Annotated in this window: 22 protein-coding genes; 11 read left to right on the forward strand and 11 right to left on the reverse strand. The window is 64.6% G+C overall.

Features of this window, described 5'->3' with window-relative positions:
- Nucleotides 1-12 precede the first annotated feature (12 nt).
- Entirely contained in the window at nucleotides 13-951 is a 939-nt protein-coding gene (locus CAF53_RS18810) for a Gfo/Idh/MocA family oxidoreductase (protein ID WP_100239188.1), read from the forward strand.
- A gap of 47 nt (nucleotides 952-998) precedes the next feature.
- Nucleotides 999-1,196 (forward strand): hypothetical protein, encoded by a 198-nt coding sequence (locus tag CAF53_RS27595; protein ID WP_100239189.1) that lies wholly within the window; start codon nucleotides 999-1,001, stop codon nucleotides 1,194-1,196.
- A 102-nt stretch (nucleotides 1,197-1,298) separates the two neighbouring features.
- Here CAF53_RS27595 and CAF53_RS18820 read toward each other — a convergent pair whose 3' ends face one another.
- The 4 genes from CAF53_RS18820 to CAF53_RS18835 are packed head-to-tail and all read right to left on the reverse strand — an operon-like array spanning nucleotide 1,299 to nucleotide 7,407.
- Nucleotides 1,299-2,147, reverse strand: coding sequence for a metallophosphoesterase (locus tag CAF53_RS18820; protein WP_100239190.1), 849 nt, complete (start codon nucleotides 2,145-2,147; stop codon nucleotides 1,299-1,301).
- A gap of 13 nt (nucleotides 2,148-2,160) precedes the next feature.
- Nucleotides 2,161-3,972, reverse strand: a complete 1,812-nt coding sequence (locus CAF53_RS18825; RefSeq protein ID WP_100239191.1) for a cytochrome c3 family protein — start codon at nucleotides 3,970-3,972, stop codon at nucleotides 2,161-2,163.
- Nucleotides 3,973-3,979: 7 nt separating this feature from the next.
- Entirely contained in the window at nucleotides 3,980-4,882 is a 903-nt protein-coding gene (locus CAF53_RS18830; protein ID WP_100239192.1) for a hypothetical protein, read from the reverse strand.
- On the reverse strand, nucleotides 4,882-7,407 hold the full coding sequence (locus CAF53_RS18835; RefSeq protein ID WP_242443514.1) for a cyclic nucleotide-binding domain-containing protein: 2,526 nt from the start codon (nucleotides 7,405-7,407) through the stop codon (nucleotides 4,882-4,884). The genes CAF53_RS18830 and CAF53_RS18835 overlap by 1 nt, the downstream gene beginning before the upstream one ends.
- A gap of 126 nt (nucleotides 7,408-7,533) precedes the next feature.
- On the opposite strand from CAF53_RS18835, the gene CAF53_RS18840 reads away from it, so the two are divergent.
- Nucleotides 7,534-7,944, forward strand: coding sequence for a tetratricopeptide repeat protein (locus CAF53_RS18840; protein WP_242443515.1), 411 nt, complete (start codon nucleotides 7,534-7,536; stop codon nucleotides 7,942-7,944).
- Here the strand turns inward: CAF53_RS18840 and CAF53_RS18845 are convergent.
- Nucleotides 7,918-9,129 carry an IS256 family transposase gene (locus CAF53_RS18845; RefSeq protein WP_086619578.1) on the reverse strand — a complete coding sequence of 404 codons (1,212 nt, stop codon included), beginning with the start codon at nucleotides 9,127-9,129 and terminating at the stop codon, nucleotides 7,918-7,920. The genes CAF53_RS18840 and CAF53_RS18845 overlap by 27 nt on opposite strands.
- A 171-nt stretch (nucleotides 9,130-9,300) precedes the next feature.
- Here CAF53_RS18845 and CAF53_RS18850 point away from each other — a divergent pair, with 171 nt between their 5' ends.
- Entirely contained in the window at nucleotides 9,301-9,897 is a 597-nt protein-coding gene (locus CAF53_RS18850) for a hypothetical protein (RefSeq protein ID WP_242443516.1), read from the forward strand.
- A gap of 113 nt (nucleotides 9,898-10,010) precedes the next feature.
- On the opposite strand, the gene CAF53_RS18855 is transcribed toward CAF53_RS18850, so the two are convergent.
- The 3 genes from CAF53_RS18855 to CAF53_RS18865 are packed head-to-tail and all read right to left on the reverse strand — an operon-like array spanning nucleotide 10,011 to nucleotide 12,742.
- Nucleotides 10,011-10,388 (reverse strand): class D sortase, encoded by a 378-nt coding sequence (locus CAF53_RS18855; RefSeq protein ID WP_100239194.1) that lies wholly within the window; start codon nucleotides 10,386-10,388, stop codon nucleotides 10,011-10,013.
- 12 nt (nucleotides 10,389-10,400) lie between these two features.
- Nucleotides 10,401-10,565: a hypothetical protein gene (locus tag CAF53_RS18860; protein ID WP_157801304.1), complete on the reverse strand. Its 165-nt coding sequence runs from the start codon at nucleotides 10,563-10,565 to the stop codon at nucleotides 10,401-10,403.
- A 38-nt stretch (nucleotides 10,566-10,603) separates the two neighbouring features.
- The gene (locus tag CAF53_RS18865; protein ID WP_242443517.1) at nucleotides 10,604-12,742 is read right to left on the reverse strand and encodes a marine proteobacterial sortase target protein; all 2,139 of its coding nucleotides are present in this window, start codon (nucleotides 12,740-12,742) and stop codon (nucleotides 10,604-10,606) included.
- Between the two features lie 166 nt (nucleotides 12,743-12,908).
- On the opposite strand from CAF53_RS18865, the gene CAF53_RS18870 reads away from it, so the two are divergent.
- The gene (locus CAF53_RS18870; protein WP_046764052.1) at nucleotides 12,909-13,631 is read left to right on the forward strand and encodes a helix-turn-helix transcriptional regulator; all 723 of its coding nucleotides are present in this window, start codon (nucleotides 12,909-12,911) and stop codon (nucleotides 13,629-13,631) included.
- Between the two features lies 1 nt (nucleotide 13,632).
- Here CAF53_RS18870 and CAF53_RS18875 read toward each other — a convergent pair whose 3' ends face one another.
- On the reverse strand, nucleotides 13,633-14,565 hold the full coding sequence (locus CAF53_RS18875) for a LysR substrate-binding domain-containing protein (RefSeq protein ID WP_046764053.1): 933 nt from the start codon (nucleotides 14,563-14,565) through the stop codon (nucleotides 13,633-13,635).
- Nucleotides 14,566-14,656: 91 nt separating this feature from the next.
- Here CAF53_RS18875 and CAF53_RS18880 point away from each other — a divergent pair, with 91 nt between their 5' ends.
- The 4 genes from CAF53_RS18880 to benD all read left to right on the forward strand — a co-directional run bounded on the left by CAF53_RS18880 (nucleotide 14,657) and on the right by benD (nucleotide 18,379).
- Entirely contained in the window at nucleotides 14,657-16,009 is a 1,353-nt protein-coding gene (locus CAF53_RS18880) for a Rieske 2Fe-2S domain-containing protein (RefSeq protein ID WP_046764054.1), read from the forward strand.
- Complete coding sequence (benB, locus tag CAF53_RS18885; protein ID WP_046764055.1) at nucleotides 16,006-16,506, forward strand: benzoate 1,2-dioxygenase small subunit; 501 nt, start codon at nucleotides 16,006-16,008, stop codon at nucleotides 16,504-16,506. The genes CAF53_RS18880 and benB overlap by 4 nt, the downstream gene beginning before the upstream one ends.
- 77 nt (nucleotides 16,507-16,583) lie before the next feature.
- Nucleotides 16,584-17,606, forward strand: a complete 1,023-nt coding sequence (gene benC / locus CAF53_RS18890; RefSeq protein WP_100239197.1) for a benzoate 1,2-dioxygenase electron transfer component BenC — start codon at nucleotides 16,584-16,586, stop codon at nucleotides 17,604-17,606.
- Nucleotides 17,603-18,379, forward strand: a complete 777-nt coding sequence (gene benD / locus CAF53_RS18895; RefSeq protein ID WP_046764057.1) for a benzoate diol dehydrogenase BenD — start codon at nucleotides 17,603-17,605, stop codon at nucleotides 18,377-18,379. The genes benC and benD overlap by 4 nt, the downstream gene beginning before the upstream one ends.
- A gap of 2 nt (nucleotides 18,380-18,381) precedes the next feature.
- Here benD and CAF53_RS18900 read toward each other — a convergent pair whose 3' ends face one another.
- On the reverse strand, nucleotides 18,382-19,005 hold the full coding sequence (locus CAF53_RS18900) for a ParB-like protein (RefSeq protein WP_242443518.1): 624 nt from the start codon (nucleotides 19,003-19,005) through the stop codon (nucleotides 18,382-18,384).
- Nucleotides 19,002-20,603: a SulP family inorganic anion transporter gene (locus CAF53_RS18905; RefSeq protein ID WP_100239199.1), complete on the reverse strand. Its 1,602-nt coding sequence runs from the start codon at nucleotides 20,601-20,603 to the stop codon at nucleotides 19,002-19,004. Before CAF53_RS18905 ends, CAF53_RS18900 begins: the two co-directional genes overlap by 4 nt.
- 244 nt (nucleotides 20,604-20,847) lie before the next feature.
- Between CAF53_RS18905 and CAF53_RS18910 the strand changes: the two genes are divergently transcribed.
- Both CAF53_RS18910 and CAF53_RS18915 read left to right on the forward strand, forming a co-directional pair.
- Entirely contained in the window at nucleotides 20,848-21,222 is a 375-nt protein-coding gene (locus CAF53_RS18910; protein ID WP_046764059.1) for a response regulator, read from the forward strand.
- The gene (locus CAF53_RS18915; RefSeq protein WP_100239200.1) at nucleotides 21,219-22,343 is read left to right on the forward strand and encodes a YaiO family outer membrane beta-barrel protein; all 1,125 of its coding nucleotides are present in this window, start codon (nucleotides 21,219-21,221) and stop codon (nucleotides 22,341-22,343) included. Before CAF53_RS18910 ends, CAF53_RS18915 begins: the two co-directional genes overlap by 4 nt.
- The last annotated feature ends 6 nt before the right edge of the window (nucleotides 22,344-22,349 follow it).

The following is a 22,349-nucleotide window of genomic DNA, read 5'->3' on the forward strand; positions in this document are numbered from 1 at the left end:
GGAGAACTCCCCATGCGCATTGCCCTCGCCGGCGCCGGTGCTTTCGGTGAAAAGCATCTAGACGGCCTCAAGAATATCGATGGCGTGACCGTCACCTCCCTCGTCGGCCGCAATCTGGAGCCGACCCAGACGGTTGCCGCCAAATATGGCATCGGCCATGCGACGACCGACCTCGATGAAACGCTCGCCCGCGAGGATGTCGACGCGGTCATTCTCTGTACGCCGACCCAGATGCATGCGCAGCAGGCCATCGCGTGCATGAATGCGGGCAAGCATGTTCAGGTCGAAATCCCCCTTGCAGACAGTTGGGCCGATGCACAGGCCGTGCTCGCCAAGCAGAAGGAAACCGGCCTTGTGTGCATGGTCGGGCACACCCGCCGCTTCAACCCGTCGCACCAATATGTCCATAATCTGATCCGCGCGGGCGAACTGACCATCCAGCAGATGGACGTCCAGACCTATTTCTTCCGCCGCAAGAATATCAATGCCAAGGGCGAACCGCGTAGCTGGACCGACCATCTGCTCTGGCACCACGCCGCGCATACCGTCGATCTCTTTGCCTATCAGGCGGGCAGGATCGTTGACGCGCACGCCATGCAGGGTCCGATCCATCCCGAACTTGGCATCGCCATGGATATGTCCATCCAGCTCAAGAGCGAGAGTGGCGCGATTTGCACCCTGTCCCTGAGCTTCAACAATGACGGGCCGCTCGGCACCTTCTTCCGCTATATCGGCGACAGCAGCACCTATATTGCCCGTTATGACGACCTGGTGAACGGCAAGGAAGAACCGATCGATGTCAGCAAGGTCGCTGTGTCGATGAACGGCATCGAACTTCAGGACCGTGAATTCATCGGCGCCATCCGCGAAGGCCGCGAACCCAATAGCAGCGTCGCCCAAGTATTCGACTGCTATCGCGTGCTCGGCGAACTGGAAAAACAACTCGCATAAGAGGGGCCGGCGAGCAGGGCGTTGTCCCTGCTCGCCGGCAAGGCAGTGTGCTTCGTGAGTTCCTTTTGCCTCGGCGCAAGGTCGGTCGAGCCAGCCTCTCGGCGATCGAGCTGCGCCGCATGAGTCCGTCCCGCGCCTATCTGCCAAAGGCCGAACCGGCCGATGCCGGGCGCCTGCTGCTCCACGCGTTCGATCTGGGCGTCACCTTTCGGTACGGCAGCGCTCCATGGCTTTGGCGCCCATGAAGAGCCGATCGGTCGAACGATCATGCATCGCCCTGCTGGTCGGGCGGCGCGGGGTACACATGACCGGCTGGAGGAAATGGCCGAGGGGGCGTGAAGGAGGGTTCAGGCCGGTCTTTCGTCGATCAGCATCCGCACCAACGGCTGCATGCCGGCGTCGAACTTGGCGAGCATGACATGATCGTCGGCCGTTTCGAAATGGGTGATGAGGCCATGGTCCGTCCAGCGATGCAGCGCATAGGCAGGTGGGTCCGCGACGATCATCGGGCGGTTGTCGGGGGTTTCGGGGTCCATGGGACGCATGTCGAGCGCCAGTTGTGGGGCGGTGGAGGAGCAGATCGCGATGGTCGTGCCGTTCCATGGCGCCGTGATCGCGCGATGGATATGGCCGCAGACGATCGCCTGAATGTTGGTCCGCCCGGCAATGGCGGCAGAAAAGCGCTGGACCCAGGGCTCTTCCGGATGCGTGTTCATCCAGTCTATGCCGACCTCGACAGGGGGGTGGTGCATGACGACCAATGTCGGCGTGGTGGCGTCCTCATCCAGCCGGGCGGTCAACCAGGCGGCGCGGCGTTCGCAAAAGGCGCCGCCATGGCGGTCCGGCTCCAGCGTGTCGAGCATGATGATCCGCCGTCCTTCCAGCGGGATCACATAGTGGAAGAAACCATCTTCCTGGGGGATATGAGGGAAATGCTGGGCGAAATGGGCTCGGTCGTCATGATTGCCCATGCAGGGCCAGACCGGGAAATCGCACTGGCTGAAGGCGTTGGCGAGGCGACGATAGCTGTCTGCATCGCCCCGGTCCGTCAGGTCGCCCGTTGCCAGGAGCAGGTCGGGCCGGTTCGGGCCATCGTTCAAGGCGCGCAGCACCTGGTCCAGCCGCTTGCGGTTGAATTCGGCGGGGTTGTCGGGATCGAACCCCAGATGGATATCCGTGACCTGTGCAATCAGCATGGCCTTGCTCCCCTTATATCTCTGGGCCGGTCTTGCGCGGTCTGTCTGCCTGATCCCGTCTGGCCGATCGGTCCGCGGGCGTCCGGGGCGCACCGTCGCCGATATGATAGCTGTGGCACATGGCGCAACCCGAAGGGACGTCCGCCTTCGCCTTTTCCCCGCCATGGCAGGTGCGGCAACTGTCGATGCCGGGCAGCAGCAATTGCCGGGCGTCGTGGGATTTGGGCGCGGCGTGGCAGCTCTCGCATTTCTCCGTCCGGTGCGCGGCATGGTCGAACCAGCCGTTCATCATATAACGCATCGGCTGATGCACCGGCAGCACCTGCCAGTTCGCATTGCCGTTGGCGCCGGGCGGAGTGACCGTGTGGCAATCGTAGCAGGCGCCCCCCTTCGAGAAGACCGCCCTGATGGCGTCGTCCGCGCGGGAAGGGCGGGCCGCAGCGGCGCCGAAATAGGCGTGATAAATCTGCCCCTGCGCATAGTCGCCGGGCCGCCGCCGCGCCATAGCGCCCAACGCAACCGGCTGGGCCGGGCCAGTCGAGCGATAATAGGCGCGCAGATCCGCGATCACCTGATCGGGCTGGCCGTGGCGCAAGGTGCGGACCGTGCCGCCGATCGTTTCGAAGGCCAGGCTGTGGCACATCTGGCAGTCGCGTTCCATCTCGACCGGCAGGAAGCGAACCCCGTCGGCGGTCGGCTTGTGGCAATCCTTGCAGGCGAGCGCGTCGCCGAAACCATATTGCGCCTTCATGGTGCGCGCCATCCTGGCGGCGCCGCCCGTGGCCGACAGGTGAATGTCGTGCGGGAATTTGAGACCGCTGTCGTCCATTGGTTTCGCATCGAGCGAGGCGCGGGTGAAGCGGGGGTGTTTGCCCGGCACCGTCTGAACGAGGGCCGAGAATTGCGGGTGACTGGTGCCGAAATCGGCTGCGTTGCCGAGTTTCGTATCCTTGAGACGATCCTTCAGCGTACCGTGGCAGTCGGCGCAGAAGGCTTGCGGAGCGGGCCGCATCGGCCCCGCGCCTTCATGTTCGCGATGGCAGTCGACGCAGGCGCCCTCGGGCGGCTTGCCGAAGGCCGATGCGACCCCCGCTAGGAATTTGCCGCCGAGCCCAGGTTCGGCGCGGGCCATGGTGATGCGGACGGCCGGGGCGTGGTCGTGGACATCCTGGTGACAGGTCTGGCAGGCATTGTCGCGAACCGAGACGAAGGCCTTCTGATGGCAGGTTTCGCAGCGGCCCTCGAGGGCGTGGTGGGCCTGGCTGAGCGGACCGGAGGACCAGGCCTTGTCGCCCACGACGGTATAGATGTTGCGCGTGTCGTTCGCCGGACGGCTGGCGTAGCTCCAGATCGGAATGGCGAGGAAGCCGATCAGGATCGCCAGCGCCATGCCCCATGCCGTCAGCCGCTTGGGCGGAGCGAGGCCCCGCAGGGAGAAGACCCTTGTCTCCTCCTTTTCCTCCGACGCCTCCGATACGGCGTCGACGCGGCGGATCGAGAGGATGGTGGCGCCATCCTCATCACGCGACACGGTGATGCGATGGCCGCCGAAGCGCAGTTCAGCACCCTTGGCGGGGTCGATTTCGGCGCGCAGGACCGTGCGGCCTTCAAGGTCGAAGCCCAGCGTGCCGGTGGCACGGACGCGGATGGTGCGTTCGTCGACCTGCTCGATCCGGGCATGGTCCGGTTCGAGCGCGAGGTCGGGAAGGTGGATGTCGTTTTCCGCGGACCGGCCGAGGGAGAGTTGCGCCTTTTCCAGCGTGGCGGCGCGGACGATTTCGCGGCCATCGGCGGTAAGGCTGATCTGACGTACCAGGAAGCTCATTGCATGCTCACCAGTAGAAGAAGACGCTGACGATGTGCGCGGTCAGCGCAGCCAGCAGGGCGAAGGTGGCGGGCACATGGACGTAGAGCCAGATTTCGAGCAGCGCCTTGAGCTTGAGATGCCGTCGCAGGCGTGCGAGCATCGCCTGCTTGCGTTCCAGCAGGGCGTCGATGCGTTCGAGCGGGTGGTTACTGGAATTTGGACCGGTGTCGGGCTGGTCGCCAGTCCATTGGCGGAGCGCGGCCTGCGCCCTGGCGGTGGCGCAGCGGGGGTAGCGGCCCGACAGGCGGTTAAGCAGGCTGCCGCCGAAGGGGTCCTGCTCCAGTGACTGGCGGACCAGCGCCGCTTTGTCGTGGGGCAAGGGTTGGGCGGCGTCGTGCAGTTGGCGGTCGATAGCGCGCACGGCGTCCAGCATCTGCACCTGCGTCATTTCGGCGCGGTTGTTGCTGAGCGCGGCGGGCAGGGTGGCATAGACGGTGATGCCGAACAGGCCCGACAGGATGACCAGCATCATCAGCGCATAGGCCAGGGTGTGGACGTTCCAGCCAAGCTGGAATCCCGTGTGCAGCGTGGCGATGACGATCAAGCTGAGGCCGAGATAGACGTGGGCGGAGGTCCAGGCCTTCAAGGACCAGCGGCCCCGCGTCATGGCCCGCTTGCGCAGGCCGAGCAGGGTCAGCCAGAGGATCAGCAGCACGCCGATCGTTCCCATGGTGTAGCCGTACCAGCTACCGCCATTATGGTGCGGCGTGACGTCGACCAGCATGTAACTGGCGATGGCGAGGACGCAGATCAGCGTCGCGATTTTCAGCCAGCGGAAACCGGCATGGCGCAGGAAACCGTCATGCAGCGCGTCTTTGGCGCGGTTGGGACCCTTGGTGCGACGGGTGGGAGCGGCTCTGGTTGCCATCAGTTTGCCTCCCGATCGAGGCGGGCGACGGTCAGGAAATCCTCTGGCGCGACGCGGATGGCGGCGCCGGTGGGGCAGGCGCGGACGCAGGCCGGGCCACCCTCGATACCGGAGCACATGTCGCATTTGATTGCCTTTTTCGGCTTTTCGACGCCCGGTTCCGCATTCTTGTACCGCCATTTCTTCGACGGTTCGCCGGGGCCGGGGCCTTGGCCGAAGAACATCCAGCTCAGCAGGCCGGGCTTCTTGGGTGGGACGCTGTCCATGCGGATCACGCCATAGGGGCAGTTGCGCTGGCAATTGCCGCAGCCGATGCAGGTCTCGTCGATGTAGACCTCGCCGTCCGGGCCGCGATGGATGGCGTTGGGCGGGCAGTCGGCCATGCAGTGCGGATGCTCGCAATGGCGGCAACTGGTAGGGACGTGGAGATGGGCGTAGGTGCGGCCCGCTTCGCGATCGAGGCGGGAAAGGCCGTCATGGCTGTCGGCGCAGGCCTTTTCGCAATTGTCGCAGCCCACGCACAGATGCTCGTCGATCAGCAGCACGTCGGTCGCTTCGCCGATGCCGTTGTCGACCAGGAATTTCGCCGTTTCCGAATACATGTCGACGACGGTCGAGAAGCTGTCCTTGCGGCTTTCGATGAAGGCGTTGACGTCCTGCCGGGCGGCCATGTCGCGGCGGGCGCGTTCCAGCAGGGCGGGCTTGGACGCCATCAGCCGGGCGAAGGCGTCGCCGTTCAGCTTGATGACTTCGGACTTGACCGTCGCCTTGACCGTGGCGGTACGGGCGCCGCCCGCGATGAGGGCCATTTCGCCCACATAGCTGCCTGCGGGCAGGTAGGAGAGGAAGACGTTCTTTCCTCCGATCTTCTTCTCCACGATCATCGATCCGACGCGAATGACGTAGATGTCGGTGCCGAGGTCGCCTTCCGTGATGACATGCTCGCCCGCCTTGACGGTCTGGATTTCCGCCGTGTCCAGCACTTCGGTGAGGTCCGCCGGGGTCAGGCCCGCGCCGAAGAGCTGCAGCAATTGCCGCTCGGTCGAGATGCGGGTGATGGCGCGCTTGGCCGGGGGGTTGGAGGACATGAGCTTCAGCGCCGCGGTGCGCGACACCTCCACCATGATCGAATCCGCGCCCGCCCGCACCGTCGCGCCCCGGCGGCGGCCGGAGATCAGACCGACTTCCCCGAAGATCGACCCCTGGTCGATGGGAACCTGGAGCGTGGGGCCGACCTCTACCAGCGCCTGTCCCTGCGCGACGCCGAACAGCGAGGAGCCGGGGTCATATTTCTCGAAGATCGCGTCGCCCTTGCGATAGGCGCGCACCTCGCTGTCGAGCATGAATTCGCGCATCTGAAGCGGCGAAAGCCCCTCTAGGATGGAGACGTTGGAACGCAGGAACTCCAGCCATTCATCGACGCTTTTCTTCTGGGGCAATTGCGCGAATTTGGCGGCCAATATGGGTTCGTCGGCGGGTTTCAGATCCTTGTTGCCGTTGATATACTCGACGACGTCATAGCCCTGGTTCATGCAATGCTTGATCAGCGGATAGCCCGCCAGAGCGCCGATCACGAAGATGCCGGGCGCGGTGCTTTCGAAGACCGGGGACAGTTTGGGGAAGGCGAGGCGATCGCCGCTGGTGAATTCGATGCCGCAGCTTTCCACGAAGGCACGGGGCGGGGCGGAGCCCATGCGGGCGATGATGCGGTCGCATTTCAGCTTCACCTCGCCGTCGCGGCTGTCGAGCGTGATATAGCCCGGCTCGATCTTCGCCGTGGTCGCCTCGGTCATGATGGTGAGACGGCCAGCCTCCGACGCGGCCATCAGCGCCTTGACATTGGCGGCCTTGGCGCTGGCGAATTCGGTGGATCGGTTGAGGATGGTGACGGCATTGCCCTGCGCCTCGTCTGCGGCTAGGCCGAGGGCGTTTTCTATGCCCGCGTCTCCTGTGCCGACCACGAAGATATGCTCGTCATTATAAGCAGCTGGATCATCCAGTTGATATTGGACATGAGGAAAGTCGGCGCCGGGCACGCGCATGAGGTTGGGGTTGCCCTGCGTGCCGATCGCCATGATCACGGCGTCGGCGATGACCTCCCGACCGTCGCTCAAGGTCAGGCGATAGGGCGGAGCGAGGCGCTGGATTTCCTTCGTGGCGGTGGTGCCGTCGCGCTTGCGCTCCACGATCTTCTGGACGCTGCCCGGGATGGGCTCACCGGTGCCGGTGATCGCCTCCACCTCCGCACGATAGGCCACGTTGATGCCCTGTTGTGCCGCCTGCGCGTTCCAGCGGTCGAGGATCGATTCGCGTTTTCCGGCCTCGAAATCGCAATCGGAACGCAGCACGAGCTGACTGGGCGTCGCCATCACATGCTTGCCCTTCTGATATTTGAAGATGGTGTCGGACAGATGGTCCGTCTTCTCGATCAGCAGGTGGGAAAGCCCCAGCCCGGCGGCACGCGCGGCCGCACTCAGACCCGCCGGCCCCGATCCGACGATCGCGATACGCACGCGGTCAGTCAAAGATTATCCCCCAAAATACCCCTGTGCTCCGGATGTTACCGGATGCCTGTCCCGGCCCCACTCTATCATTTCCGCAGCGTCACGCTAGAGAGGATCGGCGGGTAAAGATCGGGGAGAGCAAGAATAATGGGTTGGGGCTTTGGACGCGTCGTGCTGATGGGTGCGGTCGGCATTGCCGCCGTGTCGATCGGCTATAATATGATGCACACGCCCGATGAGGCGAAAGAGCCCGCGGCCCCGTCGCCCCTGATGAACGGGCAGGCGAGCGATCCGGAGGCGGTCATTCGGGGGCTTCAGGACAGGGTGGGGGCTAATCCCAACGATGCGGAGGGCTGGCAGAGGCTGGGCTGGGCCTATTTCGAGAACGGCCGCCATGCCGATGCGCTGCGCGCCTATCGCCATGCGACAAAGCTGGTGCCAGGCAATGCCACATTCTGGTCTTCGCTGGGCGAAGCGGGGTCGTGTCCGTCAATGTGGTGTAAATTCGGGTGTGGCCAGCGGGCGGCATTTTCAGGCGGCCTTTTGTGTAACCTGTAGCGGCTGAGCCTCCTCGATTGTTGGTGTGGCGAGCGCCGCCATGCCCTCGATCTGCATGTAGCGGTGCTGGAGCTGGTATTCGTCGTTTTGCTCGAGCAGGACGGCGCCGACGAGGCGGATGATGCTGTCCTCGTTGGGGAAGATGCCGACGACATCGGCGCGGCGCTTGACCTCCTTGTTCAGCCGTTCGAGCGGATTGGTGCTGTGGAGCTTGACCCGGTGCTGCTCAGGGAAGGTCATGTAGGCCAGCACGTCATGCTCGGCTTCATCCATGCAGGTGCCAAGCTTCGGCCAGCGGGCGCGCAGCTGGTCGGCGACCTGACGCCAGACCTGTGTCGCAGCGGCATGATCGGGCTGGAGGAAGACCTGACGGATGGCGGCGGCAACGACCGTGTTCTGCCCCTTGGGAACGTAGGCCAGCGCATTGCGCATGAAGTGGACGCGGCAGCGCTGCCAGGTGGCGCTGAGCACGCGGGTGATCGCGGCCTTGAGGCCCTCGTGGGCGTCCGAGATGACCAGCCTGACCCCCGTCAGCCCGCGGCGGGCGAGGTCCTTGAGGAAGTCCGACCAGAACACCTCGGCCTCCGAAGGGCCGATATGCAGGCCGACGATCTCGCGCTTGCCTTCGGTGTTGACGGCAACGGCGATTATCGCGGCAACGCTGACGATCCGGCCGCCCTGGCGCACCTTCAGGTAAGTGGCATCGAGCCAGAGATAGGGCCAGTCGCCTGCGAGCGGACGCTTGAGGAAGGCATGGACGCGCTCGTCGATGTCCTTGCACAGCTTCGAGACCGAGGATTTGGAGATGCCGGTCATGCCCATCGCCTGCACCAGATCATCGACGCGCCGGGTGCTGACGCCGGCGATCCATGCCTCCTGGATCACCGCGACCAAGGCCTTCTCCACCGTCTTGCGCGGCTCCAGGAAGCCCGGGAAGTATGCGCCGGTCCGCAGCTTGGGGATCTTCAGATTGAGCGTGCCGAGCCGGGTATCGAGGCTGCGGTCGCGGTAGCCGTTGCGCCAGGTCGTGCGCTCGCAGGAGCGCTCGTGCCGGGCGGCGCCGACCAGGCCCTCGACGTCGGCCTCCATGATGATCTGCAATACGCTCTCGGCAATGGTGCGCAGAAAATCTCCATCTCCGCTCTTCGCCAAAAGCTCGGCAAGCGGTAGTCTGTCTTCGGTCATCGGGATCAACTCCTTGGTTGGTGTGAAGTCTGGAAACTCCACCTTACCAATGAGCCCGGTGGCCACCGAGATCGAAATCGCATGGGGTGGGGCATGCCCCACCCCATGCGATCACCTCAATCTACACCAGAAATTACACCACGAGCGCGGACGCTAGCCGAAGCGGCGGTGATGGCGAGCGATCATGATCCGATGCCGCAGGAGGCGGCAGCCGCGTTCGACAAGGCGATCGCGATCGATCCCAAGGACCCCAGGGCGCGCTATTTCCTGGCGGTGCGAAAGGATCTGGCCAAGGATCATGAGGGCGCAATCCGGGACTGGCTGGCGCTGCTGGGCGACACGCCGCCGGGGGCACCGTGGGAGGCCGACCTGCGCCGGACCATCGAGCAGGTGGGGAAGATCAACAAGATCGACGTGGCCCCGCGATTGGCGGCGGTGAAGCCGGTCGCCCCCCATCCCCCCATGGGCGGCATGTCAGTGGCGGCGGCGGCAATTCCTGGGCCGAGCAGCGAGCAGATGCAGGCGGCCGCGCAGCTTCCCAAGGGGCAGCAGGATGCGATGGTGGAGGGAATGGTTTCGGGGCTCGAGGCCAAGCTGAAGGCGAATCCCGGCAATGTCGACGGCTGGATCATGCTGATGCGCAGCCGGATGACATTGGGCGAGACGGCCAAGGCGGCGGCGGCTTATGCGCAGGCGAAGGCGGCCAACCCGGCGCAGGCGGGACGGATCAGGGATGAGGCGCGGATTTTGGGGGTTCCGGGTGTTTGAGCGGACGTTCTATTGAACGCTTCCGATCCTGAGCAGGCGGCAGTTGCGGCTCGCCGCAGGATTTTTCTTCGCCGTTTGGACCGGGCTCCCTGTCGGCGCAGGAGCGCAAGGCGTTACTGGGTTTCGGCCCATGCCACAAATCGTAGCGGACCATGCTCCGTCGTTCCAAAGGGATAGCATGTCGTGAGCGCCAGCAACGCCCCTGCCGGATCGCGCGGATAGGCGAAACGATCCCAGCGCACGATCTGGAAGCCGGTGATGCGATAACGCCGCTTCCGTCCGTCGATGGACTGGACTTCGATCTCATCGCCCTTCCCCACCTTCTGCAGGAAGGCGAAATGAGTGTCTCGATGCGCCGCCATGACGCTGACGTGCGGATTGCCCAGGGGCATGAGCGTCGGACCGAAGGCCATGGCCTGTCCGGAACCGCCAGACAGCACGATCTCGCGGACGTCGAGGCGCGGTAGGGTGATGCGGGCGACGGGAGTCATATCGGCCCAAAACTAGGGCTTTACCGGGCGATGTTTCGACAAGCTCTGATCGAATGCGCGGTCGAGCAGGATTTGCGCGATCCATGCCTTGGCGGGGATCATCGCACCGTAGGCGATGAAGCACAGTCCGATGACGCAAAGGCCGATCAGCAGGGCGCGGGCGAGGGCGCCCCGCACGGCGCGCCCTCCTTTCATCACGGTCGTTATGACGGCGATCATGCCCGGACCTGCCGCTGCGCCCGGCGCAGGGCGAGGCCGCCAAGGCCGAGCGCCAGGAACAGCAGCCCCTGTCCGATCAACCCGACATAGCCGGTGGCGGTCTGGGGCAGGTCCATGGCTTCGGCTTCGCCCGCAGGCTGCACGCCACCCGGTTTTGCCGCCTTCGCCGCCTGTCCGCCGAACAGGACATCGAAATCCCAGCCGGCGGGAAGCAACAACGGCAGTTCCTCGCGGGTCAGGTTTACGCCTTCCGGACGCGCGGGGGTTTCGTCGATGGCGACCAGGCTGGTCTGGCTGGTGACGAGGCTGTAGGCGAGGCCGATCCGGGCAATGGCTTCATCGGTGGTGGCGTCATTGGTTTCGCCTGCCCAGCGTGCAGCCTCCACATCGGCGATGCGGCGATTGGCCCAGAGTTTGGCGACGGCGGGACTGTCGATCGCGTCCGACAGGTCGACGCTCTGCGACCAGGGTCTGCCGTCGATCAGGCCGGAGACGGTGAGCTTGCCTGACAGTCCCTCATTTTGGGCCTTGCCCTTGCCCAGCAACACCAGCGGTTCCCCGGCATAGAGATCGGGCAGGCGCCGCGGCGTCAGATCGAGGGGGGCGCCCTCCAAGCGGACCTTCAGGTCGCGCACCACCGGCGCCTTCAGGCGATCCAGCAGGGCGGTCATCTTCGCGGCGACATCCTCGCCCGAGCCGACATTGGTGAAGGTGCCACGCCCCGCTTCGGCCATGCGGCGCATCAGATATTGATTGGGCGCGGAGCCGATGCCGATCATGAAGATGCGGCTGCGTCCACCCTTCGCCGCAATGGTGGCCATCATCTCCTTTTCATTGGAGATGTTCCCGTCGGTCAGGAACAGCACCTGGCGGACATAATGGCTGTCATCGGGCGTGTTGTCCTCCAGCGCGGCGGTCAGGGCTGGCAGCATTTCGGTGCCGCCATCGGCCTCCAGCCCCTGAGTGAAGCGGCGACCCAGCGCGATCTGGTCGGGCGAGGCGGCGACGCTTTCGTGGAACAGCCGGGTCATGCTGTCGTCGAAGCGGATGATGTTGAACCGGTCCTGGGGGCGCAGCGTGCCGAGCGCGTAGAGCAGGCTGTCCTTGGCGGCGTCCATCGATGCGCCGCCCATGGAGCCGCTATTGTCGATCACGAAGGTCATGTCGCGCGGCGGCGCATCACGGTTCGCGGTCGTGGCTGGATCGCGGCGGGGCGGGGTGATGGCAGCCATCAGATAGGCCTCGCCCTCGTGCCGTTCGCGGAACAGGCCGATGGTGGGATCGGCATTGGCGGAGCGCCAGCGCAGTTCAAAATCGCGATCGGCGGGGACCTGGCCGTCGGCAAGGCGGATCGTCCGGGTTTCGGCGCCATCGCGGTCGATGGCGATGCGGTGGTAGGGGCTGATGAGATTGGCAGGTTTGAAGCCCGGGGCGAGATGGACGGTGATGGAGACCGGATTGATGCCCTTGCCCAGCGCGGGATGGGCGAGCGGGGCGCTGACATTGGCGGCGTCGGCAGCGGGCGTCTGCGCCGGGATGTAGCGGGTGCCGACCACCAGCGGCAGGCGCAGCGCATATTCGCCGCCCAGTTGCCGCACCGGCGCCTGATATTCGATGGCGATCAGCACGGTTTCGCCCGGTCCCACATTAGCAACGCTGTTGCGGAACAGGTTGGGCCGTTCGGATTCGACCAGCGCCGCTTTTTTGCCATCGTCACGCGCCTTTTCGTAAAGGGCGCGGGCTTCCTCGCGGCGTTTGATATGGCCGATGATGACACGCTGCCCGACCACCATCTTCAGGCTGTCGACCGCACCGTCGTCGGGCAGGGGATAGAGATAGCTTGCCTCCATCCACTGACTGCTGCCGTTGCGGAACGCCTGGGTGACGCGGACGCGGGCGATCTGGCCGCTGACGGTCACGTCCATGTCGGTGCCGAGGCGCATGGCTGGCATGGCGTTGGCCACCCCCTTGCCGCGCAGCATCAGCGTGCCGCTGCCGATCGCGTCGGGATCGGCCTCCACATCCGACGCGCAGAGGCGGTCGGTCAGGAAGATGAGGGCGAGGAGGCCGAGCATCAGTGTCAGGCCGAGCATCAGCCTGTGCCGTGACCGACGGGGGAGGGGAAAGGCGGGCATGGGTTCGCTCCTGTTCAAGGGAGCCTTTCCCATAGGGACCCGCCATGCCGGACAACCATCGGCAGACCATGCCGCTTTCCGCCGGAAGATGTGGAAGCGTCCGGGAAGACTTGACGGCTCGTCCGGTTTTGTGCGCATTTGTGCGGACTTGTGGGGAAGGGAAAGCATGGCGGATCAGGACGATGCGGTCGCGGCCCGTCTGCGCGAGGAACTGGCGCGGCGGCGCATGTCGCGCCAGGCGTTGGCGGACATGGCGCGGATCAGCCTCTCAACGCTGGAAAAGGCGCTGTCGGGCAGTCGCCCTTTCACGCTTTCCACCATCGTCCGGATCGAGGAAGTGCTGGGCGTGCCGTTGCGTTCAGCCCATCAGGCGGTGGGCGGCCGCGATCTCGCGCCGGAGCATATGGGCGCCTATAGCCGCGCCGCCGTGCACTGGATCGAACAGGATTATGTGACCTTGCGCGCCAGTTTCGGGACGCTGGGCGCGGTGATCGCCTATCGCACCCGTATCGCCTGGAATGAGGCGGCGGGGTATCTGAGTTTTGCGGAAGCCGACCGGGCCGATGGCGCCTTCGCCCAAACGGGCCATGTATCCATGCCCAATCTGTCGGGCCATATCTATCTGGCGACGAACGAATCCGGGCAGCATCGACTGATCATCCTCGGGCGGCCGACCCGCGACGGACAGATGTTCGGCCTGTTGACCACGCTTCAAGCCGGGGCGGGATCGCAGCTCGTGCCGGTAGCCTGTCCGGTGGCCTTCGTGCCACAGGCGCAATTGGCGGGTCTCGTCATGGGTGTGACGAGGCCGGACGATTCGATGTTCGGCACCTGCAAAGCCATTCTCGACCGGGCCTTGCAGGATGATTTCTGTCGTTGGCGTCAATAGGTCATTCCGGCGGCAGATGCCGTTTCAATCCAGGGGGGATCGGCCAGCTCCATTCTTCGTAAATCGCCGCGACGCTGCCGACCATGGTCGCCAGATGGGGCGAGTGATCGTCCTTCCGGTGGCTCATGATGATCGGCGAAACCGCCCTTTGGGCCAGTTCGCGGAATGCCAGATCGCGCCTGCCCATCAGGTGGATAGAGGAGGGGACGATGCAGATGCCGTCCTCCGCCGCCACCAGGCCGAGCGCGGTCTGCAATTCGCGCACCTCATGCACGGCGGCGGGGGCCACGCCATGGTCGTGCAGGAGCGACAGCACCTGATCGGCATAGCTGGGCCGGGGTTCGCGCGGGTAGACGATGACCGCTTCATCGGACAGGGCGGTAAGGTCGATCGGTCCGTCGTTACGGAGCAGCCGGTGGGCAAGGGGAAGGGCGGCGACCAGTTCCTCCTCGCGCAGCACTTCGCGTTCGATGGCGGAGTCCTCGAACCGCAGGCGCCCGAACCCGACGTCGATGCGGCCTTCCTTGAGCGCGGCCATCTGTTCGATGCTCATCATCTCGACGAGGTTGAGGTCGACATCGGGCGCCGCCTTCCGGAAATGGCGGATGATGTCGGGCAGGCGGGCAAAGAGTACCGATGGCACGAAGCCGACGACGAAGCGCGGGCGGTTGGCATTGACGAAACCGCGCATCGCCTCCTTCAACTCCTCCAATCGGCGCGTGACCTGGACGGCATGTTCGTAGAACAGGCGTCCGGCGTCTGTCAGAGTCATGGGGCGGGCGTCGCGGTCGAAGAGGGTGGCCCCGACCTCCTGCTCCAATTGCTGGATCTGTCGGCTGAGCGGCGGTTGAGCCATATGGAGCCGATCGGCCGCCCGGCTGAAATTACGCTCCGCCGCGACGGCGAGGAAATAGCGTAACTGGCGTATATCCATATATAATACCTTCAAGGTATGGAACTGGACCCAGTTAGTCTTTCACAGGTCAACCTTCAAGGCATATTCCTTCCACCGAAGGAGAGTATGCATGGATATGATCGATCGCATCGCCGGCGCCGTTGTCGAGGACCCGGCCAGGGGAATCTATCGCTGCCGCCGGGATGTCTTCACCGATCCCGCATTGTTCGACCTGGAAATGAAGCATATTTTCGAGGGTAATTGGGTGTTTCTGGCGCATGAAAGCCAGATTCCGGAGCCCAATGACTATTTCACGACCTGGATCGGCCGCAAACCCGTCGTCGTCACGCGCGACAAGGGCGGTGAACTTCATGCGCTGATCAATGCTTGTGCGCATCGCGGCGCGATGCTGTGCCGTCGGAAACATGGCAACAAAGGCAGCTTCACCTGTCCCTTCCACGGCTGGACCTTCAACAATGGCGGCAAGTTGCTGAAGGTGAAGGACGGTAAGACCGGCGACTATCCGGGCTCGTTCAACACCGAAGGGTCGCATGACATGACCCGGCTGGCGAAGTTCGAAAATTATCGCGGCTTCCTGTTCGGCAGCCTCAACGCTGACGTCCCCTCGCTGGAGGAGCATCTGGGCGGGGCACGAGCGGTGATCGACCAGATTGCCGATGCCGCGCCCGAAGGTCTGGAAGTGCTGCGTGGCAACAGTTCCTATACTTTCGACGGCAATTGGAAGTTGCAGATGGAAAATGGCGCCGACGGCTATCATGTCAGCTCTGTCCACTGGAATTATTCAGCGACCATGGGCCGCCGCAACTATGAGGCGGAAGGCACGCGCACGGTCGACGCCAATGGCTGGTCCAAGAGCGTCGGCGGCGTCTATGCCTTCGAGAACGGGCATATCCTGCTCTGGACCAATCTGCTCAATCCCGAAGTGCGGCCGATCCATGCGCATGCGCAGGAACTGGAGGCCCGGCTGGGCAGGGAGCGTGCGGCGCCGATCGTCGGCCAGACCCGTAATCTCTGCCTCTATCCCAATGTCTACCTGATGGACCAGTTTTCCACGCAGATCCGCGTCGTGCGGCCGATCAGCGTCGATAAGACCGAAGTCACCATCTACTGCTTCGCGCCCAAGGGGGAGAGCGCGGCCGAACGGACCCTGCGCATCCGCCAATATGAGGATTTCTTCAACGTCAGCGGCATGGGCACGCCGGACGATCTGGAGGAATTCCGCGCCTGCCAGACCGGCTATGCCGGGGCGGACGATCTGTGGAACGACCTGAGCCGCGGTGCGGTGCACTGGATCGATGGGCCGGATGAAAATGCGCTGGCTACAGGCTTGAAGCCGATCCTCAGCGGCGATCGCAGCGAGGATGAAGGGCTGTTCGTGCGCCAGCATGAATATTGGGCGCAGGCCTTGATCGCAGCGATCCGCCAGAGTGAAAGTGCCGAGCGGATGGGAGAAGCGGCATGAGCACGCTCGCCCGCATCACGCTGGAGCAGGTCGCGGCCTTTCTCTATCGCGAGGCCCGTCTTCTGGACGATCGCCAGTGGGAAGAATGGCTGGCCTGCTATTCGCCCGAGGCCATGTTCTGGATGCCGGCCTGGGACGATGACGACGAGTTGGTGGACGATCCGCACAGCCATATCTCGCTGATCTACTATCCCAATCGCGAAGGGTTGGAGGATCGGGTCTTCCGCATCAAGACCGAACGGTCGAGCGCCAGCATGCCCGAACCGCGCACCTGTCATTTCGTCAGCAATGTCGAAATCATCGGCCAGCAGGGCGAAACCGTCGATCTGCGCTTCAACTGGCAGACGCTCAGTCATCGCTACAAGAAGACGCAAAGTTTCTTCGGCACATCCTTCTACACGGTCGATTTCGGTGGGGAAACGCCCCTGATCACCTCGAAGAAGGTCGTTCTGAAGGACGATTATATCCACCAGGTCATCGACATCTACCACATCTGACCGGTGCTTTTGATCATCGCATTTTCCGGGCCGCTGACTCTCAGCCTGCTTGAAGATGTTCGGATGGGAGAGAAACCATGAGCTTTCGCATAGCCCTGAATTTCGAAGACGGCGCCACCCGCATCATCGATTGCAACGATGGCGAGAAGGTGCTGGACGCGGCCTATCGCCACAAGATCAACCTGCCGATGGACTGTTCCGACGGCGTGTGCGGCACCTGCAAATGCCATTGCGAGCAGGGCAGCTATGATCTGGGCGACGACTATATCGAGGACGCGCTCACCGAAGACGAGGCGGCGGAAGGCATGGTCCTCACCTGCCAGATGGTGCCGTCCTCCGACTGCGTGGTTCAGGTGCCGGTGCCGTCATCGGCCTGCAAGCTGGCACCCGCTGGGTTCGAGGCGGCCATTGCGTCCGTCGAACTGGTGTCGGACAGCACCATCCTCCTCAAGCTGGACCTGGACGATCCGGAAAAGCTGGCCTTCCTGCCCGGCCAATATGTGAACCTGGCCGTGCCCGGCACGGAAGAAAGCCGCGCCTACAGCTTCAGCTCCAGGCCGGGCGCGGAGCAGGCGAGCTTTCTTATCCGCAACGTTCCCGGCGGGCTGATGAGCGGCTGGCTGACGAGGCAGGCAAAGGGGGGCGACCGGATGCGCTTCGTCGGACCCAATGGCAGCTTCTTCCTGCGCGACGTCACCCGGCCGCTGGTCATGCTGGCGGGCGGGACCGGCCTCGCGCCGTTGCTTTCGATGCTGGAGGTGCTGGCCGATAGGGGCACCGACCAGCCGATCCGCCTGATCTATGGCGTGACCCATGACGGCGATCTGGTCGAGATCGAGCGGATCGAGGCACTGAGACGGCGGTTGCCGACGATGAGTTGGGCCGCCTGCGTCGCCGACGAGGCAAGCGCGCATCCGCTCAAGGGCTATGTCACCCATCATCTGACCGACGAGCATCTGAACGCGGGCGATTGCGACGTCTATCTGTGCGGCCCGCCGCCGATGGTCGAGGCGGTCAGGCAGTTCTTCAAGCAAAAGGGCGTGGAACCGGCCCACTTCCATTATGAGAAGTTCGCCGCCAGCGAGCCGGTGCCGGCATGATCTTCGCGGGACGCTTTGCGGGCAAGGCCATGGTCGTGACCGGCGCGGCGCAGGGGATTGGCCGGATGGTCGCCCTGCGTGCCGCTGCCGAGGGCGCCAGGGTGCTGCTGGTCGACCGGGCCGAATTCGTGGCCGATGTCGCGGCGGAAGCCGATGGCGAGGCATTCGGCTTCGTCGCCGATCTGGAGACATATGAAGGCGCGAGGGCCGCCATGGCGGCCGCGGGGGAGCGTTTCGGGGGCATCGACATCTTGATCAACAATGTCGGCGGGGCCATACGGATGCGACCCTATACCGCGTTCGAACCTGCGCAGATCGAGGCGGAGGTGCGCCGATCGCTCTTCCCGACGCTCTGGTGCTGTCATGCGGTGCTGCCCTATATGCTGGAGCACCGGAAGGGCACGATCGTCAACGTCTCCTCCAATGCCACGGGCGGGATCAACCGCGTGCCCTATTCGGCGGCCAAGGGCGGGGTGAACGCCATCACCCGGAGCCTGGCCATGGAATATGCGTCAGCTGGCATCCGCGTCGTCGCCACCGCGCCGGGCGGCACCGCTGCGCCCGAACGCCGCGTGCCGCGCAACCCGGACGGCAACAGCGCGCAGGAAGAGGCCTGGATGTCCGATGTGGTGGAGCAGGTCACGCAATCCAGCTTCATGAAGCGCTATGGCACGCTGGAGGAGCAGGCGGGGCCGATCCTGTTCCTGGCCTCGGACGAGGCGAGCTATGTCACCGGCAGCGTCCTGCCGGTCGCGGGCGGCGATCTGGGCTGAAGCTATTCCACGCTTCCGGCCCAGCCGGGGAGATGCGCCGCGTCCCGCGATCGCGCCAGCGTCAAGGCCTTGCCAAGACAGGCCTCGAACCCTTCGGCGAGGCGGGAGGACTTGATCCGCTGGCGCAGAAAATTGGCCCAGAGAAATTCGGAATAGAGAATATCCACCTTGGCATAGCCCCCAGCCCGCCGCAGTTCCCCTGCGAGCGAGCGATAAGGATCGTCCGTCAGCTTGCCGATATGCTTGGGCAACGCGTCATAGCCCTGCCGCCGTCCCTTTCCGTCGAAGGGGTGGAGCCAGTTGCGGTTGTCCATATAGGTCAGGAACGCGCTGGGCGTGAGATGCCCCAGATCGGCCACCACGCTGACCAGCACATGGACCACGCCCTCGTCATGCAGGGCGCGGGCGAGATGGTGATGATCGACCATCCAGCGCCGACCCTTCGGACCGATCACCACCGGGATCATGTGGCGGCCCAGGAAATCGGGCCGGTCGCGATCCGCGCGGACGCTCCATTCATGGCGTTTGCGCGCCACTTCGATCAGGCCGACGGTCATCTGGGTGGGGCGCAACTCGGCCAGTTCGACCGAATGCAGCAGGGGTTCGGGAATGACATGCGGCATCATCTTGCCTCCTGTTTGAGCGCCTGGACCGCGTCGTCGACGCTGTAGCTGCTGCGCGCGATCAGATCGGCAGCGCCCGCCGCCTGCATCAGGTCGCGGACATGATCGCGCACCCGCGCCAGTTGCAGCGTGATCCCTCTTGCCTTCATCAGCGTGTCGAATTCGATCAGGGCATCCAGCGCGGTGCTGTCGAGGTCGAAACTCTCCTCCAGGCTGAGGATCAGCTTGTGTCGGTCGGCTTGCACGCCCACCATCTCGACGACACGACCCAGCACCCGCTCCGCATTGGCGAAGAACAGCGGCTCGGCGGGACGCAGGATCATCATCCCCGGCGGGCTGACCGCATCGGGGTGACGAGCCATGTCGACATAATCATGTCCGGATGCCAATTGTCCCAACTGCCGCAGTTCCGGCGTTGCGAGCCGACGGATCAGCAGCGCCAACGACAAGGCAATGGCAAAGAGCATGCCGTTGAGCACGCCAAATATCAATACGCCCGCCGCCGCGCCCAGCGCCGCCACACCGTCCCGGCGGATGCGCCAGAGGCGGATCAGCGGTGCCGGATCGAGCGCATGGAGCAGCGCCGCCACGACCACCGCGGCCAGCACCGGTGCCGGCAAGCGGGCCACCAGAGGCATGGCCAGCATCACCAGCGCCGCGAGCGTGACGGCTGCCACCAGGCCGGTCCAACGGCTCTGCGCCCCTGCGGCCTCGGCCGCAGACCCGGCGGAAAAGCCTGCGCCGACAGGCATGCCCTGCACCATGGCGGCAGCGATATTGGCAAGGCCCAGCGCCGCCATTTCCCGGTTGGGCTCCACCTGGTCGCCGTGGCGCAGCGCCAAGGTGCGCATCGTGCCCCAGCTTTCGGCGAAGAGAATGAGGACGATGGGCGCCGCCAATTGCGCGACGCGGGACAATTGCTGCCAGCCCGGCCAGCGCATGCCTTCCCAATGGGGTATCAGGTCGATCATGCCCACGCTCGCCACGCCATGGCCGGGAAGATCGAACAACGCCGAGGCCGCAATACCGCCCGCAAGAACGAGGAAAGCGCCCGGAAGATGGGGCATGCGCCGCAACAGCAGCAGGGCGGCGAGGGCGGCAAGGGCCGTGAAGATGCTGGCGGCATGCCAGCTTCGTACGCTGCCCAGCAGGGCGAGCAGCAAGGTGCCGATGGTGGAACCATGCAGCGACAGGCCGACGGCGATCGGCCATTGCTTGACGATGATCGTGATCGCGAGGCCGAAGGCGAAACCGCGCAGCACGGGGCGCGAGATGAAACTGGCGAGGCCGCCCAGCCGGGCAGCCGCCATGACGCAGAACATCATGCCCACCATGATGATGATCAGGGTTGCGACGGTGCCGGTCGGTCCCGCGTCCGGCGGCAATGAGGCAAGCGCGGCCGCCAGGATTGCGGCGGAAGAAGAGGTGGGAGATATGATGGCGAAGCGGCTGCGTCCCAGGACCAGATAGGCGCAGGCGCCCGCCACCGCCGCCAGAATCGCGCGTTGGGGCGGCAGGCCCGCGATGCCGGCATAGGCAATGGCTTCAGGCAGCATGAGGCCCGCGATCGAAAGCCCGGCCATGGCGTCGCGCTTCTGCATGATCGGACGTTCCTCTGTGCAGCTTTGCCGCTCCGGTCAAAGCCCTGTTTTGCAAGCATCCGGGCAGTCAGCAAGCGCAGAAATGCGGAAGGCTGCGGGTACCGGCCCCCCGCCGGAAGGCGGCTTATCGCAGAAATGTTGCCCCGGCGCGGCAAGATGAGGGTAAATTTCCCATTATTCATTGTTAAACCACGGAATTTTCCGCAGTTGGAGAGGATGATGCGGTTCCCAAGGGAGGAATTGAATGGCGCATATCCTGGTTGCCGATGACGACGACCTCCTGGGCGAACTGGTCCGTTTCAAGCTGGAAGCGGCCGGGCATGACGTAACGATTCGGCAGGATGGCGCTTCCGCGCTTGAGGCGGCGCGCAGCGGGGGTGTCGACCTGCTGGTGTTGGATGCCATGATGCCGGTCATGTCCGGTGCGGACGTGCTGCGCGCAGTCACGCAGGAATTGCCGGATATTCCCGTCGTGATGCTGACCTCCCGGAAAGGGCAGGCGGATGTCATGGGCGCGCTGACGGCCGGGGCGCGGGATTATCTGACCAAGCCCTTCATCCCCGACGAACTGGTGATACGCGTCAACGCGATCCTCAAATCGGCCCGGGCGATGCAATGAGGGTGCTGTTCGCTTGCTCCTTGACGCTCGCGATGGCATCGGCGGCGCAGGCGGCGCCCGATAGTCCGCGCGCGGCGCAACTGGACGCGGCGGAGGCAGCGCTGGGACGGCGGGACGAAGGTGGGGCCATCGTTCTGCTGGAGCGGGCCGATGCCGATTTTCCCAATGATCCCCAAATCCTGCGTTTGCTGGGTACGGCCCATGCCCGTGCCGGGCACTATCCGCAGGCGATCGCCACGCTGAAGCACGCGCAGCAATTGGCGCCGACCGACAATGACATCGGCGCGGCGCTCGCCCGTGCCTATATATGGTCCGGCGACCGCGATGCCGCAGGGCGCGAGGTTGCGGCGATCGAGCAGCGATCGCCGCAGGATCCCGACGCCGCGGCCATTCGCCGTCAGCTCGACGCCAAGCCCGGCCCGCCCCCGCGCAGCCGTTTTGGCTTGGCCGCGGCCCAGGGCTTTTCCCATGTATCCTTCGACAATCGGCCGAGCCGGACATGGTCGACGACGACTTTGGCCATCTATGGCCGGGTCGGGGAGGGGACGACGTTGGCGCTGGCGGGAGAGCGGGAGGATCGTCAGAGCTTTGTCGATACACGCATCGAAGGGCGCATCGATCAGCGTATCGGCCCCAATCTGCGCGCCTACGCGGCCATTGCCGGGACACCGCATGCCGATTTCAGGGAAAAATGGAGCATCAGCGGTGGGATCGAGGCGGACATCCGCTCCTATGCCAGCCTGCTCGCGGACGTACGTCATGCCCAATATCGCGATGTGTCGGTGACGACGTTCCTGCCCGGTCTTCGCCTCAATGCCGCGAGGATCGGGGTGAGCGCCACGGTCCGGATGATCAACCTCTGGGACGAGCAGGGCACGCATCGCGCCGGTGTTTCCGGGCGGCTGGACGGCACGCTGCGCAGTGGCGCCACCCTCTATGCCGGTGCGGCGACCTATCCCGATACCGAAGCCGGCATCACCCGGCAGGTCCATTCGCTTTTCCTGGGAGGCACCGTGCCGATCGCCGAGCGGATCACGCTCCGGGCAGGTCTGGATTACGACCGCAGGCGATCCACCTACACGCGCAAGGGCGGGTCGGTCGGCCTGCAATTCGGATTCTGATCGTGA

This window comes from Sphingobium sp. LB126 (assembly GCF_002795205.1).
Lineage (GTDB): Bacteria > Pseudomonadota > Alphaproteobacteria > Sphingomonadales > Sphingomonadaceae > Sphingobium > Sphingobium chungbukense.